This window comes from Lactiplantibacillus sp. 30.2.29 (assembly GCF_018991255.1).
Lineage (GTDB): Bacteria > Bacillota > Bacilli > Lactobacillales > Lactobacillaceae > Lactiplantibacillus > Lactiplantibacillus pentosus.
In genome coordinates this window covers 40,831-60,812 of the sequence record NZ_JAGYGU010000013.1, presented here as the reverse complement: position 1 = coordinate 60,812, position 19,982 = coordinate 40,831, and the positions used below count along the sequence as shown (strand labels likewise).

The window sequence follows — 19,982 nt, the reverse complement described above, 5'->3', positions numbered from 1 at the left end:
CGCAAACGTGTTGCACGTTTACTTCCCTAATTTTTGTTGCCACTTGTACAATTGGTTCATGACATCCATTGGCGTCATTGCCATTAAGTTCAGATTCTTCAATTGTTGTAAAACTTTCTCACTCTTCGGATCAGTGACCGTTGGTTCGGCAAATAGTGACAGCTGTTCATCAGTAGGTTCGCCAGTTGCTACCGCCTTGGCAGTACCGTCATTGCCCCGACTGTCTGCTACGACCACATCATCAGCGGGGGCTGCCGCTTGTTTCTTTGGCTCGCTGTCGGTCGTTGCGGGGGCACTAGCTGATTGCACTGTTGCCGCCGAATGGTCCCCATCACTAGCCGCGAGTGATGCAGCCGTGGTTGAGACCGTGCTGGTTTGATTTTCCAAACTCGTTAAGATTTTATTTGCACGCTTCAACAAACTATCTGGCATTCCGGCCAGCTTGGCCACGTGGACCCCATATGACTTGTCAGCCGCGCCGGGTTCGACTTTATGCAGGAAGACTAATTCGCCGTTCTGTTCGGTCGCGCCAACGTGAACGTTACGCAGGTCACTTAACTCTTGGTCCAGCGCTGTCAGCTCATGATAATGCGTGGAAAAGAGCGTTTTGGCATGAATATGGTTATGCACGAATTCGATGATTGCCTGGGCCAATGCCATCCCATCGTATGTCGCGGTTCCACGACCAATTTCGTCAAACAAGACCAGACTATTGGCCGTTGCGTGTTGTAACGCGTTGTTAGCTTCCTGCATTTCGACCATGAAGGTACTCTGACCTGAAATCAAATCATCAGTTGCGCCAATCCGCGTAAAAATCTGATCAAAAATCGGGAGCTGCGCCGATTTTGCGGGGACAAAGCAACCGATTTGGGCCATGATGACCGTCAACGCTAACTGACGCATGTAAGTACTCTTCCCGGACATGTTCGGCCCGGTAATCAATAAAACCGTCTCATCGGGCGCCATGGTAACGTCGTTTGGCACATAGCTTTGATTGCCCATGACCTTTTCAACGACCGGATGGCGGCCATCGACGATTTTTAAATCATGGTCTTTAGTCAAAGTTGGCCGGACGAAGTGGTAATCTTCACTGACCACCGCAAAGCTTTGCAAGACATCAATCGCAGCCACCGCTTTAGCTAACGTTTGAAGCCGCTGAATTGCCTTTTTAACCGTTTCTCGTACCGTTGTGAATAATTGGTACTCCAAGTCGGTAGAATGGCTCTCAGCCTCTAAAATCAAGCTCTCGTGTTCTTTGAGCTCGGGAGTGCTAAACCGTTCTGCATTGGTTAGGGTTTGCTTACGTTCGTACCGATCAGCCGGTAACTGCGCTAAATTGGCCTTTGTCACTTCAATATAATAACCGAAAACGCGGTTAAAGCCGATTTTGAGGTTCTTGATACCGGTCGCCTCGCGCTCCTGAGCTTCGAGTGCCGCGATCCACTTCTTCCCATTGTTCATCGCATCGCGATACTGATCCAACTGTTGATTGTAACCGTCCTTAATAACGCCACCATCCGTAACGGACAACGGTGCATCCTCGACAATAGCTTCTTCAATCAAGTCAGCGACATCTTCGACGGGGTCCAGCTGATTGACTTCATCATTGAAAACTTGCGTGTCTAATTCAGATAAGATATAGCGAATCTTTGGAATCTGACGTAACGACGTTTTTAACTGAATCAAATCCCGGCCGTTGACACTACCGAATGCGACTTGTCCGGCCAGACGTTCTAAGTCATAGACTTTGACCAGTTCTTCTTGTAAATTACTGCGTTCAAAATAATGGTCTAAAAGTGCCGCAACTTTATTTTGACGCGTTTTAATATCGTCCTGCACAATCAATGGTCGATCGATCCACTGTTTGAGTAACCGACCACCCATCGCCGTCTTAGTCTCATCAAGCAACCACAGCAGGGTCCCCTGCTTCTTACCAGTCCGAATCGACTTCATTAGTTCCAAATTATATTTAGAATTATGATCTAACTTCAAGAAGTACGACGGTTCGTACGCAACTGCTTTTTGCAAATGCGCCAGACTCCGCTTTTGCGTCACGGTAATATACATCAACAACCGTTCTACAACCTGCTTTTCTAAATCAACCGTCAAATCTTGCGTCAAATAACTGAGTGTCGCTTGAGGGGTCACTTGATTTTGTTCTGAGATTAGAATACCGAGTTTCTGAATCTGGTCGCGTAATTCGGCTGGCACCGACTCATCGACCACAATTTCTTTGGTCTGCAAACTCGTTAATTCATTGACGAGTGCTTCGTTGGTCGTCAGGACACTGGTCTTCAATTCACCAGTCGATAAATCCGCATACGCGAAGCCATATTGCTTGTCGACTTGAATCAAAGCGGTCAGGTAATTATTCGACTTCGCCTGTTCCGCCCCACGTTCTAACGTGGTCCCCGGTGTGACCAGCTGAATCACTTCTCGTTTGACCATTCCTTTTGCCAGCTTTGGGTCTTCCATCTGCTCACAAATGGCCACTTTATAGCCCTTATCGACTAAAATATCAATATAATTTTGCACTGCACGATGCGGGACCCCACACATTGGAATCGGATTTTCCGCTGAGTGGTTCCGCGTCGTCAGCGTCAATTCTAATAACTGGGCACCTTTAATGGCGTCATCAAAAAACATTTCATAAAAATCACCGAGTCGATAAAATAAGAACGCATCGGGATATTGATTTTTAACTGCTAAGTACTGACGCATCATCGGCGTATCTTTCGTTTTTTGTGGCACGCTTAATCCTACTTTCTATCTTTAAGGCTTAATCATCAAAATATGGGTGGTCCGGATTGATTAAAATCCGGGCAATCTTTTTTGCTCGCCCGCTCTGGCCATCCAGGTCAATGACACACCCTGATAACACTGCTGGACTATCTTCTTGGACGTTGAAACGGGTCGGCATCTGTTCAAGGAAGCGCTGAATCACATTTTCACGCGTCATTCCCAAGATTCCATTATACGGGCCCGTAAAACCGACGTCACTTAAAAAGGCCGTTCCATTAGGCAGCACCCGCTCATCACTCGTTTGCACATGGGTATGGGTGCCCACGACTGCACTCACTTGGCCATCTAGGTACCAAGCCATCGCTTCCTTTTCACTCGTCGTTTCGGCGTGAAAATCAACAAAAATATTGGGCGTCTCCTCACGTAACTTGGCGACTAATGGTTGCACGGTCGTGAAGGGATCCGCTAAGTTTTGGCCCATAAAGACGTTGCCTTGTAAATTGATCACCGCTAACTTGACCGCATTGACCTTGACGATGGTATATCCCACGCCCGGCGTCGTTGCCGGTGGAAAGTTCAGTGGTCGGACTAACTTCTTGGCACCATTGATAAAATCAAAAATTTCATCGTTATCCCAAGTATGATTGCCCATCGTAATCACGTCAGCCCCAGCCGTCAGGATATCTTTATACACTGCTTCATTGATTCCCCGTCCACGAGTGGCATTTTCACCATTGACAATTGTGACTTGTGGCTTGTAGCGCCGTTTTAATTTGGGTAAGTACGTTGTAATTGCCGTTTGACCGACATTGCCCATGACATCCCCAACAAATAGAATTCGCATAGATTGCTCCCTTGTTTTAACGTTATACCAATCATTTTAGCATTATTTTGCCTTGAAAACGCGCTTGAATGTGACGGAAAATAAAAAAATGAGCTCAGGTTAAGACCTAAGCTCACTTCCCGGTTATTTAGCGTAATCAACTGCTCGAACTTCCCGAATAACCGTAACTTTGATATGACCGGGATATTCAAGTTCATTTTCAATCTGCTTTTTAACATCGTGTGCCAAAACTGTCGCCTGTAAATCAGAGATTTCATTTGGCTTAACGATGACCCGAATTTCACGACCGGCCTGAATGGCGTAACTCTTCTTGACGCCCGCCTGTTCATTTGCAATCGCTTCTAGCTTTTCGAGCCGATGGATGTAATTCTCCAATGACTCGCTCCGAGCACCTGGCCGCGCGGCTGAAATCGAATCAGACGTTGCAACCAATACGGCAATAATCGACTTCGCTTCCACATCACCATGATGAGAAGCAATCGTATTGATGACTACCGGGCTCTCTTTGTACTTCGTTGTTAATTCCACGCCAATTTCAACGTGGGAACCTTCGACCTCATGATCGACGGCCTTACCAATATCGTGTAATAATCCTGCGCGTTTCGCGAGTGTAACATCTTCACCAAGTTCAGCGGCCAAAACGCCCGCCAACTTCGCAACTTCAATTGAGTGATTCAAAACATTTTGACCATAACTGGTCCGATAATTCAACCGACCAACAAGCTTGATTAAGTCAGGATGCATCCCGTGCAATCCCAAGTCAAAGACAGCTTGCTCACCAGTCTCACGGATTTTTTCGTCCATTTCTTTACGTGCTTTTTCAACCATTTCTTCAATCCGAGCAGGATGAATCCGCCCATCTTGAATCAGTTTTTCAAGCGCGATCTTCGCGATTTCACGACGAATCGGATCGTAACCACTGAGAACGACCGCTTCAGGCGTATCATCGATAATTAAATCAATCCCCGTCAGCGTTTCTAGCGTTCGAATGTTACGACCTTCCCGGCCAATAATTCGGCCTTTCATGTCATCATTTGGTAGCGAGACAACCGATACCGTGGTCTCAGAGACCATATCGGCAGCACTCTGTTGAATCGCTTGGACAATTAAGTTCTTAGCCTCTTTTTCAGACTGCGCTTTCACCTCATCCGTATTTTCTTTAATCAACACGGCGCGTTCATGCGTTAATTGCTCACGAGTCTGGGTCAAGATTTGGTCACGTGCCTGTTCTTGTGATAAGGCGGCGACCCGTTCTAACTCAGCTTGACGTTGCGTGATTAGTGAAGCTGCACTTTGTTGCTGTTGTTCGACACGTTTTTGCTCATTGGCAACTTTTTCTTCTTTTTTGCCTAAAGCATCCTCGCGCTTTTCAAAAGTATTCTCTTTGTGATCTAAAGTTTCTTCACGTTGAAGCAACCGGTCTTCTTGCTTTTGTACTTCATTCCGTCGTTGCTTTAACTCTGTTTCAACTTCAGCCCGGTAACGATGACTCTCTTCCTTAGCTTCAAGGACTTTTTCTTTCTTATGAGTCTCCGCTGCCCGTTTGGCCTCAGAAATAATACCTTCGGCTGTGTTCTTGGCAACATCCAATTCTTTTTCATGGACGTTCTTGCGTACATAGTAACCAATCCCATAACCGACAACAATTGCGATGACTGCGAGGATTATACCGAAAACATTCATGTTTCCACCTCCGCATCACCAAAATCCAGTTAACATAAAATCAACTACAAATTTTCAGATGTTATATTTTGATTATTTACACACTTGTTATTCTAATGTTAGAAACGAACAGTGTCAACTTAAAGTCTTATGGCAACGGACAATCGGCGCCCCTAACTGAGGAGAAAACCAGCGGATTATGTACACAAAACGTCCAAAATAAGTATTTTGGACGTTTGACTAAAGAACGATTATTTATCGGTTTTTGAATCATCAAGATCTAAAGATGTTTCAGTTGCAACTGGCTTTTTAGTCTTGGCTTGTGCCTGTGACTTGTCACTAGGTTTAGTTGCCTTATCCTTGGACTTGTCATCAGCTTGGTCGTCTTCTTCACCCGTCTGGTCCATGCCGTATGCATCCCGGACTTTTTGACGAATCTCAGCCATGACATCTGGATGTTCATCCAAGTACTTCTTCGCATTCTCACGACCTTGACCAATCCGGTCATCACCGTATGAATACCATGAACCACTCTTCTTAATAATATCCTTTTCAGCGGCCATATCAACAATTTCACCGGTTTGTGAGATTCCTTGACCGTACATGATATCAACTTCGGCCCGCTTAAATGGCGGCGCAACCTTGTTCTTCACAACTTTGATCCGAACACGGTTCCCAATGATGTTGGTTCCTTCCTTGATTTGTTCAGCACGACGAACTTCAAGTCGAATCGTCGCATAGAACTTCAGAGCCCGACCACCAGGGGTCGTTTCAGGGTTTCCAAACATCACGCCAACTTTTTCACGAATTTGGTTAATAAATAGTGCGATGGTCTTTGTCTTGTTCAAAGTCCCGGATAACTTCCGCAACGCTTGTGACATTAACCGGGCTTGTAACCCAACGTGGGCGTCACCCATTTCACCTTCAATTTCGGCCCGTGGTACTAACGCCGCAACTGAATCGACAACTAAGATATCAACCGCGCCACTGGAAACTAAAGCATCCGCGATTTCAAGACCTTGTTCACCAGTATCTGGTTGTGAAAGTAACAAATCATCAATGTTGACACCTAAATGTTCCGCGTAAACCGGATCCAAGGCGTTTTCAGCATCGATATAGGCGGCCGTCCCGCCTTGCTTTTGAACTTCAGCGACCGCGTGTAGTGCAACGGTCGTTTTACCGGAACTTTCAGGGCCATAAATTTCAACGATTCGGCCACGTGGGTAACCACCAACGCCTAATGCGTCATCTAAGGCTAGTGACCCGCTGGAAATTGTTGAAATGGTCGTCTGGGCAGCGTCACCCATCCGCATAATCGCCCCTTTACCAAAGTTCTTTTCGATCTTTTTTAGGGCAGTATCTAGTGCTGCTTTCCGTGCATCAGCCAAATTATTTCCTCCTTTGGTGCTCGTTTCTGACTCTTAATATCATAGCTGTTCACAGCTAGAATTGCAAGCAAAAAGCGAACAAAAGTTCGTATTATTTTTTCAGTGTCGAATCGGCCGCCAGTGCATGCCGTAATAGGTCCAATCCGGCCATCACGCTGCGCTGACGAATACGTTGTCGTCCCCCCGCAAAGTGGAATTGCTGAGCAATTGGCGCTTGCTGCCGATAAGCTAAGCCAAGCCAAACCGTGCCAGCCGGTTGCCCTTCTAGCTTATCGGGACCTGCGACACCGGTGAAACTGACGGCAACGTCCGTCTGTAGCTGCTGTTGTGCGCCTAAAGCCATGGCTTTAGCAGTTGCCTCGGACACCACCCCATCGGTATCAATGATGTCTTGAGGCACATTGACCAGCTGATGCTTAACTTCATTTGCATACGTCACAAAGCCACCTGGAAAAACTGCCGAAACACCTGACACGCTCCCAAGGGTACTCTGAAACAAGCCAGCGGTTAAGCTTTCGGCGGCCGTAATGCTCAAGTTAGCATCAATCAGCTGTTTAACCACCACGTTGACCAATGAATTATCATCACCGTAGCCATAGAAATAGCGTCCAATCAACGCTTTGATCTGTTGGTCAACTTGGTCGATCGCCGCTTTGGCAGCCGACTCAGTCTTAGCCTGGGCACTCAAACGTAAGGTCACTTCATTCGTCTTGGCATACGGTGCAATCGTCACCGCCGTCTGATTGTCAATTAGCGGTTGTAACTTGGTCGCAAGTGCCGATTCGGTTATCCCGTAAAATCGCATCACCCGCGAATAAATCTGAGCCTGGTCGCCATAAGCTGCTGCCAGCTTCGGCTTAGCTTCCCGGTCAAACATCACCGCTAACTCACGTGGTGGCCCTGGCAACAATAAGAAATCCGCGCTGTCAGACGATTGATAAAACGCACCGACCGCCATGCCGTTATGATTGACTAACGGCTGAGCGCCTTGCGGATACAGCGCCTGTTGCCGGTTGTTAGCGGTCATGACCTGTTCATTTTTTGCAAACCAGTCGGTCATTTTTTGCATTGCTGCTGCATCTTCGACTAACGGTACATTTAAATAATGTGCCAATGTCTGCTTCGTTAAATCATCCGCAGTCGGTCCGAGACCACCCGTTAAAATCACTAAATCATTGCGTTGTGCCGCAATTTCAATTACTGCTGACAGCCGTTGCGGATTATCACCCACCACGGTCTGATAGTAACTGTCAATGCCTAACTCAGCCAGTCCACGTGCAATGTGCGTACTGTTCGTATTCGTGATTTGTCCTAATAAAATCTCGGTACCGACCGCGATTATCTCTGCCTGCATGCCAAAGAACCTCCTCGTAATCACAACGATTACATCCAATGTGGGCGCCGTTCAGCGCGTCCTACATTTAGTATATACGAAAATTAAGTCCGACCCCATTAAAAAGATTACCTTTTTTTCTCGCAATTCGGCTAACTTGATAAAACTGGCTACGCGTTGTGCTGATTATTCTTTAGCGTTAAGGATGATTAAATCATGCTATTCCTTAAGTTCAAAAGCAGCCAGCTTAGAAACGCCGGAAAATAGGGCGAGTTGGCGCAAATTTGCAGTGGTGGTAACATCCTACACCGGCTTACGTTCCAGCAATTGTCAGCCGGCCCCGGAAGTCGGAATCGGACGCGCATCGGCTGACGAACAGGAATCTGATGCTACAGACTTTGACATTGAACTTACGGTTTAAACAGACCATCCCAAATAAAAAAAACGCCCACTAAGCAATCCGCTCAGTGAGACGTTTCAATCAAGCTTATTTAAACCCATCTGCGAAAACATCCCGGTTTTGGACGAAGTAGTCCACGCCAGAATAAATGACGAAGAATAGGCAGATGTACAGCATAATCAGTGCAAATGGCACGTTGATCGCTGCAAACAACACATTATTCAACAACAAGAAAATAATGGCAATCATCTGTGTCGTCGTTTTAATTTTACCAGGCATGGCAGCTGCCATGACCTTACCGTTGTTTTCAACAATCAACAAGCGTAAGCCCGTCACTGCTAATTCCCGGCACATGATAATTGCAACGACCCAATCAGGAGCGGCATTCATCCGCACCAAAATAATAAAAGCCGTCATCACTAACATCTTGTCCGCAAGTGGATCCGCGAACTTTCCAAAGTTAGTGACTAAATGTTGTCCCCGGGCGATTTTTCCATCCGCTAAGTCGGTTAACGAAGCGACCGCAAAAATCACCGTTGCCACAACCTGGGTGACTGGAATCATGGTACCAGCCCACACCACTTGCCCCCAATTCAGGGGTAAGACCATAATCAAAATAAACACCGGAATCAAGATAATGCGAAACACGGTCAATTTATTAGGTAAATTCAAAGTACCCGCCTCCTCCGCAACACTATTTGATGGTTAACGTGATTGTCCGAACTTTAGAACTACTGTTGTTCGGATTAAAGTTGAACGCCTTCCCATTAATGGTGACGGTGGTTTCAGTGGCGTTACCAAATTGGAACTTGACCGTCTTCGCATTGCTTGGCAGCGTTAACGTATGTGAGCCGTTCGCTGACAACGTGCCTTGCCAAGTCTGACTCCCATTAGTCGTGACTGACGTCCAAGCAGCCTTGCTTGACTTGATAACGACTTTGTTCTTGTCGGCACCATTCGTTAACGTAAAGGCCGTATCACTGCTACCGTTGGCTTTAATCGTCTGTTCCTTGGTCGAAGAAGCCTTAGAACTAGATTTGGCCGAAGAACTGGCCTTCGATGAACTGACTTTCTTCTTCGAGCTTGAAACTTGGACCGACGAACTGTCCGCACTCGTACTAGAGCTCGAGCCAGCATGCGTCCGAACTGCCATAAACCAAATAAACAAGAGAATCAAAACGACGATGGCCGTAATAATGATCGTCGGTAGATAATTTCGAACACGGTTGGCTGGTGAAGCGGGTTGCTCACGACTGGCCACCCGGGTCGGTTGAACTTCATCAACGTTATCAACGATTTTTTCAGTGTGCACACTCGGCAACTCGTCACGATATTCTTCTAACAGCGCGTTACCATCGAGATCGACCGTATCCGCATACTGCTTAACAAACGCCCGGACATAAAAATCACCCGGTAACTTGTCAAACTGTTCGTCTTCAATGGCAATCAAATAGCGCTTTTGAATTTTGGTGATTTGCTGCAAATCATCAATCGTAAGCCCTTTCGCTGTCCGGGCGGCTTTTAGACGCGCCCCAATCGTTGTTTTTTCTTCGTTATTTTCACTCATTGACTTTTTCTCCACCCTAAGTCTATTTTCAAAATCTTACGGTTAATAGTATATCACAGCAACTAAATTTAGCAGCCCCATGACAACTAAATTTCAGATTTCTTTAATTCTTTGCTTGTGGCCGAATTTGATATTCACTAATCGCCTGTGATTGCAATAACTGCTCAGCAACAGCAGTTAAATCATCCAAGGTCAAGCTATCAATAACCGCTGGCTCATCAAAGATCGTCGCCGTTCCAAATAAGCGCTGATCATAACGATTAGCAACGGCCTCCAGGGAGTTAGCCATAAAGACGACCCGGCCAATCATTTCCTTTTTAACTAAGGCCAACGCATCGTCCTGGTCAACCACCGACCGACGCCAATTTTCCAAGACGTCAATAATGGCCGTATCAAATTGCGCAGGGTCATCGGTCTCACCGCTAAAAGTGACAAAGTTGAACCCATTTTGCAATTCAAAATCATAACCAAACGTATCGTCGATGATGCCTTGATCATATAACCGTAAATAATCGGCGGAAGTATCACCGAATAATAATTCTAATAAAACATTGACTGCAGCACGATACTTGAGCGCTGCCGCACCACTTTCAATCGGCACGAGGCCTTTGACCCCCACGATTGACTTGGCACGGTTGACTGGCATGTCAATCGTCCGATAAGGAATAATGTCATGACCGTCAGCAGCCGTTTCAGGAATCTTACGTTCAATTGGCTGAAAAGCAGTGAAGTCTTTGGCGTCTTGATTGGCTTTGACGAGTGCCAGCACTTCATCTGGATCAAAATTACCAACCACAAATAACGTCATATTTTCTGGGTGATAGAACGTGCGATATGCTGCGTATAGATCATCCGCGGTAATCTTAGCAATCGAATCAGTTGTGCCCGCGATATCATACTGTAATGGGTGATTAGGATATAAATTACCAATCATACCAAAGTACAAACGCCAGCTTGGATCATCATCGTACATTTCGATTTCTTGACCGATGATGCCCTTCTCCTTTTCGACGGTTGCCGTTGAAAAGTATGGGTCCTGAACAAAGTCCAGTAAGGTCGTCAAATTTTCCTTGAGATGACGCGTCGCCGAAAACAAATAGCTGGTTTTAGTGAAACTGGTAAAGGCGTTGGCACTGGCCCCATACTGACCAAAGATTTGAAAGGCGTCGTGGTCAGCCTTCTCAAACATTTTGTGTTCTAGAAAATGCGCGATTCCATCTGGAAAACGTTGCAATTCAGTACTGCCCGCAGGCACAAAGGTGTTATCAATGGAACCATAGTTGGTGGTCAACGTGGCATATGTTTTGTGATAACCGGTCTTCGGTAGCATGGTCACGGTCAACCCGTTAGCTAGCTTGGCTTGATAAACACTTTCATTAAATTGATCATATTTTTTTACTTTCATTTGGACTCCCCACTTAAGAAAAAGCCGTTATTCAGGGTCGCCATTTTTGCAACCGCAATAATCTGTTCGCGTGTGACGCTTTGAATCTGACGTAACCAGTCCGCGTCTGACACGTGCTGTTGCGTCAAATCGTCAATCAACGTTTGAACGGCAACGGTTCGTTGACTATCCAGACTGGATTCAAAGTCGTTGATCAGCCCCAATTTGAGTTGGTCAACGAGGTTATCCGTGAAGTCGCCGTTTTGAATCGCAGTTAACTGATCCGCAATAATCGCCAACACTTGGTCATGATTCTTACCATCGATTCCGGCTTGCACTTTCAGCACACCACGGAAGGTATCGAGTGAACTGCTGGCATAGTAGGCCAGACTGGCTTTCTCGCGCACATTAGTGAAAAGTTTGGATAACGGTGAACCCCCAAACAATTCATTGAAAACGAGTGCCGCGTAGTAGTGATCGCCACGATAGAACACAGGGAAATCGTACCCGAGGTTCAGCTTAGCTTGACTGAGCGCTTGTTCTTCATGAACTTCAACGTAGTCTTTTAGATTATGATGTTGATAAAATGGCCGTGGCCGACCCGTTGACCGGTCTTCAAACCCGACTTGCTGCCACTGTTCCAGTACAGCCGCTTCATCGATATCACCAGTCACAATGATATCGATTTGGTCATCTTGTAACAGTTGCTGATAGTAACGATAAAGTGATTGTGCATCGATGGCTGCTAAATCGTCAATCACCCCAAAACTAGGGACTTGTTGGGCCGGTTCATTCGCGAACAATGCGGCATTTAGTTGTTGGGCCGCATAGTATTGCTTGTCGTCAGCAACCGATTTGATAGCCGCTTCTAAGTTGGTCTTTTGCCGGTCAAATGTCGCTTGGTCAAACTGGTGATCACTGGCAAGCGGCTGCCAAATGACCCGTTGTAAGAATTGAATAGCCTGATTAGTCAATGGCTGATCCGTGGCTAAATAGCGTTCATTGGCCACCGTAATCGCTAATTGTAAATTATGTGTCGGCCCCTTACGACTGACACCGGCACCAAACGCTGCGCCATACATGGCTGCGAGTGCATTGGCTAACGTCCGCTGGTCAGGATAGTCTGCGGAACTCGTTTCTAATAAGTTTGAGAGTAGTGCCCGCTGAGTGATCGTCGACCGATCCAGTGGTGCACGAAAATTAATCATAATTTGATTGGTTTTAAATTGATGACTGACAACGGTCGTCAATTGAACCCCTTTTGCTAACTGAGTTTGCAACATTTTTCCTCCTTGCATATGTAATAAATAATAAGCGAAAGGCCGAGTTGACGCAACTTTCCGTCTTGAATGCACGCCAATTTTTTCATAATCAGTTTCAAAATGGCGATTATACCCATTAAATTAAATTATCGTGAGTAACAAATAACATTGCCAAGTCGCGTTTTGTCTGCTATTCTTTTCATTATTGATAAAATTAAGGAGCGGTTAATGTGAAAGTAATTAAATTTGGTGGCAGTTCACTAGCTAGTAGTCGTCAACTGCAAAAAGTCCTCTCAATCGTCGAAGCTGATCAACAACGTAAATATGTGATCGTATCAGCCCCAGGTAAACGGTTTGACGGCGACACCAAGGTCACCGATTTACTTATTCAATATGCACGTCAAACGATTCATCACCAAGATACGCAAGCCGTCATGAATACGATCATTGACCGCTATGCAGAGATCGGTCACGGGTTCGATGTGCCTGAAGCCCAACTGACACCGATCTTCGAGACGATTCGCAACTTACCAAAACAAGCTTACGCTGACAACACGTATTTAATGGCAGCTTTTAAAGCCCATGGCGAACGGCTGAACGCGCAACTTGTCGCGGCGGTCTTCCAAAAAAGTGGCCTCAATGCCCGCTATTTGGATCCCAAGGACGCTGGTATGGTCGTCACGGACGTGCCAGATGATGCGCAAATCATCAAGAGTAGCTATGATCAGCTCGCCAAATGGGCCAATAGCGAACAAATCTTAGTGATTCCCGGCTTTTTTGCCTATAACCGAAACGGTCAGATTTGTACCTTTTCACGCGGTGGCTCCGATATTACCGGTGCCATCATCGCCCGCGGGGTCAATGCCGACCGCTACGAAAACTTTACGGATGTCGATGCCATCTACGCGGTCAATCCCAGCTTAGTGGAAAAGCCAGCAGCCATCAGTGAAATGACGTTTACCGAAATGCGTGAACTTTCTTACGCCGGCTTCTCAGTGTTCCACGACGAAGCCTTGATTCCTGCAATTGAAGGCAACATCACTGTCAACGTCAAAAATACCAATCATCCGGAAGCACCAGGTACGCTGATTCAATCAACGCGTGAACCGAACCCAGACTTCCCAGTGACTGGTATTGCAAGCTCTTCCAGTTTTTGTTCACTATACTTACGTAAATATCTGTTGAATAAGGAAGTTGGGCTCGGTCGCAAGATTCTAACGATTTTAGAAAATCACCACATTAGTTATGAGCACATGCCATCCGGGATCGACGATTTAACCATCATTTTCGATGAACACCAATTAACACCGGAACTCGAGAAAACGTTGGTTGCCGAAATTTCAGCGGCAATTAACCCGGATGAAATCTATTTCACCCATGACTACTCGATTCTGATGCTGGTCGGTGAAAACATGCGCAACCGGGTCGGCATCATGTCCCGGGCAGCAACTGCCTTAGCCGAAAACAACATTAAGTTAATCATGGTCAACCAGGGTGCGTCCGAAATCTCCATCATGTTCGGTGTGCACGATAACGATGCGGATCAAGCAGTGGTTGCGTTGTACCACGAATTCTTCAAAGCATAGGCACTAGCGACGTCGGCTTAGCATACATGACAAGTTGACAAGTTCATCTGACCGGGCTAGTTCGTCAAGCTGCTGGTCATACACGCTACCTCAAACTAGATTCAGCCCAAACAGATGTTGTCTCGAATCCAGTTTGAGTCCACTATCTGACAGGCATATTATTGTAAACTATTAAAAAATCTGTTGATAGCCATCATCAAATTGATGGCTATCAACAGATTTTTTAATCCAGTAATAACGATTGATTTAAATCACGCTAACTTAGTTCTCAACCTTCTGATTACCAAACCACTTCTTATTGATCTTGTCTAACGTACCGTTAGCTTTCAAGGTCTTCAGTCCAGCATTGATCTTCTTGCGCATCGTCTTATCGCCTTTCCGCATCCCAACGGCGAAGTCTTCGGACTTGAAAGTGCCCTGTGTTTCGTTGTAATCCGCTGAATTGGCTTCGTGCTTGATATAATAGTTCGCATAGACGCTATCAATCAATAATCCCTTAATACGACCGGCATTCAGATCCAAGAAGGCATTCGTAAAGGTATCGTATTGAACAGGCGTCTTCTTAGCAATCTTGTCTTTCAGGAGCTTGGGATTATTTTCAAGTGATTCATAACCCGAGGAACCGGACTGCACACCCAGCGTCTTACCCGTCATATCGTCAAATGAGTTGATATGATTCTTCTTCAACGAAACTAAGACTTGCTTGTTCTTCAAATAAGTATCGCTAAATGCCACGACTTTTTCCCGTTGTGGATTCTTCGTATACCCATTCCAGATCAGATCAATCGTGCCGTTACGCAATTCAGTCGCGTTCATGGACCAGTCAATCGTTTGAAAACTAATTTTGATACCGTACAACTTGAAGACGGCGCGTGCCAAGTCAATATCGTAGCCGACTAACTTCCCCGACTTTTCACGAAAGCCCATCGGCACAAAGCTATCATCCAAACCGACGACCACGTAGCCCCGCTTTTTGATCGTCGACCAGGTGTCCTGCGTATCCGCACGCTGCGTCACATTCTGACCACAGCCACTCAATGTCGTCGCGACACCCATCAACATCACCAGCAGCAGGCCTAGCGAAAATAATCTTTTCTTCATCTATTATGCCGCCTCCTACTGTTGTTTATTCGGTTCAACGTGGAACATTTCATCCGCAATATTTTCAGCGAAGGTCAAATCATGGGTCACGACGATTTGAGTCATGCCATCCGCCTTTAATCCCAAAATCAACTTTTCAACTTCTTGACGCAAATTCGGATCTAGCGCTGAGGTCGGTTCATCGTAGCAGAGCACATTAGGCCGCATTGCCAATGCCCGTGCGATTGCGACCCGTTGCTTTTGACCACCAGATAATTGGAACGGATACTGGTCGGCGTGGTCACCTAAGTTCAAACGGTCTAATAGTGTCTGGGCTTGTTTCGTGGCTTCATCGGTAGATTGTTTCAAGACCATCGTTGGCGCTAACGTGATATTTTGCATCACGGTCAAGTTGGGGAACAGTTCAAAGTTTTGGAACACGACTCCAATCACACTGTCATTACTGCGATTCGTGTATGGGTCAAACGGTTGTCCGTCAACCAGAAACTCGCCAGCGTTAACTTTTTCGAGTCCGGTAATGCAGCGTAGCAGCGTGGTCTTCCCAGCGCCAGAGGGGCCAACGATACTCAGAATCTCGCCGTCCTTAACGGTTAAGTTCAAATCCTTGATGATGGTACGGCTGCCAAAACTTTTGGTAATATTTTTGAGTTCTAACATATGATGACCTCCCTATTTCCAGTAACTGTAGTGTTTTTCGACGCGTCCGAGGATAAAGGTCGTGACCGCCGTTAGGGCTAAGTAGATGACCCCCACGAGTACCAATGGAATCAACGTCACATCGCGTGAAGTGGCAACGTTGCCGGCACGCAATAAGTCGCCCAATCCGATGACGTAAACTAAGGATGAATCCTTGATCAAGTTAATGACTTCATTTCCGACTGATGGTAAGACGATTTTGATCACTTGTGGCACTACGATCTTCCGAATCGTTTGCCAGTAGCTCAACCGTAGCACTCGTGCACTCTCATATTGACCGTTATCGATCGATTGTAAGCCACCACGGAAGATTTCCGCAAAGTAGGCGCCGTAGTTCAAGATGAAGGCAAAGAGCGCCGCGTAGTACCGTGGAAAGACGATGCCAATCAGTGGCAGTCCGTAGAAGACGAAGATTAATTGAAGTAATAATGGCGTGCCCCGCATCAGCCAGACGTACAAGTGTAATAACCATTGCAGTGGCTTGAAGTTGGTCATCATGCCGAGCCCGACGACTAACCCTAATGGTAACGACCCAATCAAGGTCCAAATAAAGATTTTAAGTGTCATAACGGCACCAGATAATAATGATGGCAATATTTCTAAAATATAGTGCATGTGCTTTCCCTCCCAAATTTACAGGTCACAAGTCATTTTGTCTATCGATCGTCATGATTTGAGGAACTAAAAAAACCGTCCACTCAAGCCTAACGCTCAAGAGGACGGTCATCCGTGGTTCCACCTCAGTTCGTAATAACCTCACAGTTATTACCTCAGGGAGTTTCGTGATAATAAAAAAATCGTCCTTAGGTCATCATACCTAAGAGGACGATTTAATCGCGGTTCCACCTCATATTCATTAGTTGCTCACACAACTAACCTCAACGAGTTTATCACTAAACTCCGCCGCTAACGAGGCCAACCGGAACGACCTACTTACTTCAGTCGTCCAACTCACAGATGTGGTTCGTCATAAGTCTTGGTTATCTTCCCATCATCGATAACTCGCTGAACAAGATGTTCACAACTACTCTTCTGTTCCCTGTTTTTTAATGTTGAATCCATACTAATTGAAAATTAATCAACCGTCAAGCCTTTTTTACTTGTTGCGATGAAAAATTCCGGCAATTCGTGACCAAACACCCGCTTTAGGGGTCTCCAAATTCATCAATGGCACCGTCTCGCCTTCGATTCGACGCGCAATGTTCCGGTAACCCTGCGACGCTGGATTCTTAGGATCCAAGACGATGGGTTCCCCATTGTTAGAAGTTCGAATGACGGCATCATCATCAAACACGATTCCTAATAGATCAATCGACAAGTGATGGGTAATTTCATCAATATCCATCGTCTCGCCATCTTGCATCATGCGCGTCCGAATCCGGTTAATGACTAGCTTGGGCGCTTCAGCTAACGGATATTGTTCTAGTAAACCGACGACCCGGTCGGCATCGCGAATGGCTGAGATTTCTGGCGTTGAGACAATAATTGCCGCATCAGCACCCGCAATCGCATTCATGAAGCCTTGTTCAATTCCGGCTGGACAATCTAACAGAACGTAGTCAAAATCAGGCTTCAACTCATCCACGATGGCCCGTACCTGGTCTGGATTCAATGAATCCTTATCCGCATTTTGCGCTGCGGGTAACAGGAATAAGAGGTCATCAAACCGCTTGTCCTTAACTAGCGCTTGCCGTAATTGTGCCCGGCCCGCGACCACATCCACAATGTCATAGAGGATTCGGTTGTCGAGACCAAGAATCACGTCCAAGTTACGCAACCCAATATCTAAATCAACTAAGCAAACTTTCTTGCCCATTAATGCAAGGGCCGTCCCTAAATTGGCCGTCGTGGTCGTCTTACCAACGCCACCCTTACCAGAGGTGATGACAATTGCTTTTCCCATCAAATCCGTCCTCCATTTCGTGTAAATAGCTTCGGTCGTACCCGTTTTAATTGATTAAGTGGCTGATAGTCTAACGCTTGAATGTCGTTGATATAAACCACATTGGTCCCCTCAACGACTTTTTCGAGGTCAACTAATTCTAACAATTCGCCCACTCGCACCCGCGGTACCGTCGCCAATGGACTCACGATGACCGCGTCGTTATGGTCGGGATAGCCGGCTTCCAGAGCACCGTGAATCTCACCCATCACAAAGATACTCCCAGTGGCTCGGAGCACCCCGCCCTCATGAATCTTACCGAAGAACAGCACGTCCCCCGTAATTTCAACGACTTGACCGTTACGAATAATCTGATTAACTAAGTGAACCGTATCGCGTTCAATCATCGCGAGCGCATCAGCGGTCAAAATCACGTCCGCCGTGAGCTTATGAATACTGAACAACGGATACTGCTGAATCAACTGCGTGACTTTTTGACTCTGGTCAGCCGTTAACAGCCGACTTGCTGTATCTAAATCAAACGAGATCTGCTCATCACTGGTGTTATCAGCCTGCAAGCGGTCGAGTAAGACTTTCAAGTCAACCATAATATCGTCAAAACTGGCTGCTTGACGCAAAATTAATTCATAGCCATCATTGCTGGCCTTTAAAACCACACTCTGCTGCATGTTAGAATTCCTTTCTGCCGACTAAATAACACTCAGATATAACCGACGCATTGGATAATATAAAATCACAAAGATTGCTAGGTTGACCGCAATCGTTGGTCCTAGCGTGTACACGGCAAAGTCCGCCAAACTACTTGAGATGACGTGCCCCATCGTGTACCAAATGTACGTAAATGCTTCTAAAATCGTTAAATTGATAATATAAATCATCAGTAATGTCAAAAAATTCAAATCCAACCAAGGTTTGATCTGTCGGCATAAATACACGATCAACGGTAAGCCCACCATGTAGACGCCGAAGACCCCGGTATAATACCAGTCAAAGACCAACCCAACAAAGGTCGCCCAGATGCCGACTGGTAACGCGTCGTGATCATCCAAGAAGACGGCGAAGACCAACCACAGTAAGGTCAGATGTAGCACACTGGCATAGGGATAGCTGAACAAATGCCCAGCAAAGACATTCGAGAGCGAGCCGTCTAAAAAGAGTGCAACAAATAACCCGATTGGAAAAATGACTCTTAATCTTGAGAAACTCACCGTTGCACCTCCCTATTGTTCAGCGACCGTCACGACCGTTAAGTCACTCAAGTCAGCTGCGGGCGTAATTTCAACTTCGGAAGCCAGCCCATAATCATCCTGCTTGACCTTGGAAACCTTACCAACGTACAGGCCTTTTGGCGTATTCCCACCCAGACCACTCGTGACGACTTTATCGCCCTTCTTGATCTTAACGTTAGAGGTCACGGAGCCCATCTCTAGCAAATTGCTACTCTTATCATAGCCTGAAATAATCCCATTAACGGTCTTACCAGCACTATTGGTAATTTGAATGGCAAATTTATTGGCGGAAGAACTCGTGTTAGAAATCAACTCAACCTTCGAATTGGTCTGATTGACTTCGACGACCCGGCCAATCAAACCAGATTGTGACATGACGGGCATGTTCTTCTTAACGCCGGCCGTCGCACCTTTAGAAATCACCAATTGGTTCATCCATGAAGAAGGTGTCCGGGTCAAAACATTAGCCGTCACCGTTGTGTAATCAGATAGCGAGTCGTTCAGTTTGAGCTCCTTGCGTAACTGTTTGTTTTCGGCACGCGTCGTTTGCGCACTGACCTTGGCTTGGGCCAATTGGTCAACTTGTTTCTTTAATTTTTGATTTTCTTGATAGGTGTTCAACAAGTCAGAAACTGAGTTGGTCGCGCTTTGTAAACCATTAACCGGCCAGGCAATCACCCGGTCAACCGCACCCGCCACGTCATTTCCAAATTGTTGAATCAATGGTGGTGTTGATTTTTTATCACGAATGGCCACTGAGACACTCATCAAGCCGAAACTAATAATGAAGATAACAATTGCAATTACCAGTTTACGGTTAGAAAAAAACTTTTGCATAATGAACCCCCGGTCGAAAATTCAATGAGTTAACAATAAATAAGCGGG

The 19,982-nt window shown here is 46.1% G+C and carries 17 protein-coding genes and 1 other annotated feature; of the genes, 1 reads left to right on the top strand and 16 read right to left on the bottom strand.

Annotated elements, in window-relative coordinates; all coding sequences use genetic code 11:
• Positions 1 to 18 precede the first annotated feature (18 nt).
• From mutS to KGF65_RS08765, 9 genes are all read right to left on the bottom strand, one after another.
• The gene (mutS, locus tag KGF65_RS08805; RefSeq protein ID WP_216788195.1) at positions 19 to 2,751 is read right to left on the bottom strand and encodes a DNA mismatch repair protein MutS; all 2,733 of its coding nucleotides are present in this window, start codon (positions 2,749 to 2,751) and stop codon (positions 19 to 21) included.
• A 28-nt stretch (positions 2,752 to 2,779) separates the two neighbouring features.
• Positions 2,780 to 3,586, bottom strand: coding sequence for a TIGR00282 family metallophosphoesterase (locus KGF65_RS08800; protein ID WP_101873237.1), 807 nt, complete (start codon positions 3,584 to 3,586; stop codon positions 2,780 to 2,782).
• A 123-nt stretch (positions 3,587 to 3,709) separates the two neighbouring features.
• Positions 3,710 to 5,269: a ribonuclease Y gene (gene rny, locus KGF65_RS08795; RefSeq protein WP_050339349.1), complete on the bottom strand. Its 1,560-nt coding sequence runs from the start codon at positions 5,267 to 5,269 to the stop codon at positions 3,710 to 3,712.
• A 230-nt stretch (positions 5,270 to 5,499) separates the two neighbouring features.
• Positions 5,500 to 6,636: a recombinase RecA gene (gene recA, locus KGF65_RS08790; RefSeq protein WP_216748359.1), complete on the bottom strand. Its 1,137-nt coding sequence runs from the start codon at positions 6,634 to 6,636 to the stop codon at positions 5,500 to 5,502.
• Between the two features lie 91 nt (positions 6,637 to 6,727).
• Positions 6,728 to 7,990 carry a competence/damage-inducible protein A gene (locus KGF65_RS08785; RefSeq protein WP_216748360.1) on the bottom strand — a complete coding sequence of 421 codons (1,263 nt, stop codon included), beginning with the start codon at positions 7,988 to 7,990 and terminating at the stop codon, positions 6,728 to 6,730.
• A gap of 466 nt (positions 7,991 to 8,456) precedes the next feature.
• Positions 8,457 to 9,041, bottom strand: coding sequence for a CDP-diacylglycerol--glycerol-3-phosphate 3-phosphatidyltransferase (gene pgsA / locus KGF65_RS08780; RefSeq protein ID WP_003639171.1), 585 nt, complete (start codon positions 9,039 to 9,041; stop codon positions 8,457 to 8,459).
• 22 nt (positions 9,042 to 9,063) lie between these two features.
• Positions 9,064 to 9,936, bottom strand: coding sequence for a RodZ domain-containing protein (locus KGF65_RS08775; RefSeq protein ID WP_050339353.1), 873 nt, complete (start codon positions 9,934 to 9,936; stop codon positions 9,064 to 9,066).
• 103 nt (positions 9,937 to 10,039) lie between these two features.
• Positions 10,040 to 11,341, bottom strand: coding sequence for a pitrilysin family protein (locus KGF65_RS08770; protein WP_050339354.1), 1,302 nt, complete (start codon positions 11,339 to 11,341; stop codon positions 10,040 to 10,042).
• Positions 11,338 to 12,603: a pitrilysin family protein gene (locus KGF65_RS08765; RefSeq protein ID WP_105923992.1), complete on the bottom strand. Its 1,266-nt coding sequence runs from the start codon at positions 12,601 to 12,603 to the stop codon at positions 11,338 to 11,340. The genes KGF65_RS08770 and KGF65_RS08765 overlap by 4 nt, the downstream gene beginning before the upstream one ends.
• A 209-nt stretch (positions 12,604 to 12,812) precedes the next feature.
• Between KGF65_RS08765 and KGF65_RS08760 the strand changes: the two genes are divergently transcribed.
• The gene (locus KGF65_RS08760; protein ID WP_050339356.1) at positions 12,813 to 14,168 is read left to right on the top strand and encodes an aspartate kinase; all 1,356 of its coding nucleotides are present in this window, start codon (positions 12,813 to 12,815) and stop codon (positions 14,166 to 14,168) included.
• Positions 14,169 to 14,429: 261 nt separating this feature from the next.
• On the opposite strand, the gene KGF65_RS08755 is transcribed toward KGF65_RS08760, so the two are convergent.
• The 7 genes from KGF65_RS08755 to mreC form a co-directional block, all read right to left on the bottom strand.
• Positions 14,430 to 15,269 carry an amino acid ABC transporter substrate-binding protein gene (locus tag KGF65_RS08755; protein WP_050339357.1) on the bottom strand — a complete coding sequence of 280 codons (840 nt, stop codon included), beginning with the start codon at positions 15,267 to 15,269 and terminating at the stop codon, positions 14,430 to 14,432.
• Positions 15,270 to 15,284: 15 nt separating this feature from the next.
• Positions 15,285 to 15,926 (bottom strand): amino acid ABC transporter ATP-binding protein, encoded by a 642-nt coding sequence (locus tag KGF65_RS08750; RefSeq protein WP_050339358.1) that lies wholly within the window; start codon positions 15,924 to 15,926, stop codon positions 15,285 to 15,287.
• Positions 15,927 to 15,938: 12 nt separating this feature from the next.
• Positions 15,939 to 16,580 (bottom strand): amino acid ABC transporter permease, encoded by a 642-nt coding sequence (locus KGF65_RS08745; protein WP_056952760.1) that lies wholly within the window; start codon positions 16,578 to 16,580, stop codon positions 15,939 to 15,941.
• A 203-nt stretch (positions 16,581 to 16,783) separates the two neighbouring features.
• Positions 16,784 to 17,014 (bottom strand) — a binding site (T-box leader).
• A gap of 47 nt (positions 17,015 to 17,061) precedes the next feature.
• Positions 17,062 to 17,868 carry a septum site-determining protein MinD gene (gene minD, locus KGF65_RS08740; RefSeq protein WP_003639179.1) on the bottom strand — a complete coding sequence of 269 codons (807 nt, stop codon included), beginning with the start codon at positions 17,866 to 17,868 and terminating at the stop codon, positions 17,062 to 17,064.
• Positions 17,868 to 18,536 carry a septum site-determining protein MinC gene (locus KGF65_RS08735; protein ID WP_101873232.1) on the bottom strand — a complete coding sequence of 223 codons (669 nt, stop codon included), beginning with the start codon at positions 18,534 to 18,536 and terminating at the stop codon, positions 17,868 to 17,870. Before KGF65_RS08735 ends, minD begins: the two co-directional genes overlap by 1 nt.
• A 21-nt stretch (positions 18,537 to 18,557) precedes the next feature.
• A complete protein-coding gene (mreD, locus tag KGF65_RS08730) occupies positions 18,558 to 19,076 on the bottom strand; it encodes a rod shape-determining protein MreD (protein WP_003639181.1) in 519 nt (172 codons plus the stop codon).
• A 12-nt stretch (positions 19,077 to 19,088) separates the two neighbouring features.
• Entirely contained in the window at positions 19,089 to 19,934 is an 846-nt protein-coding gene (mreC, locus tag KGF65_RS08725; RefSeq protein WP_003639182.1) for a rod shape-determining protein MreC, read from the bottom strand.
• Positions 19,935 to 19,982: the final 48 nt, after the last annotated feature.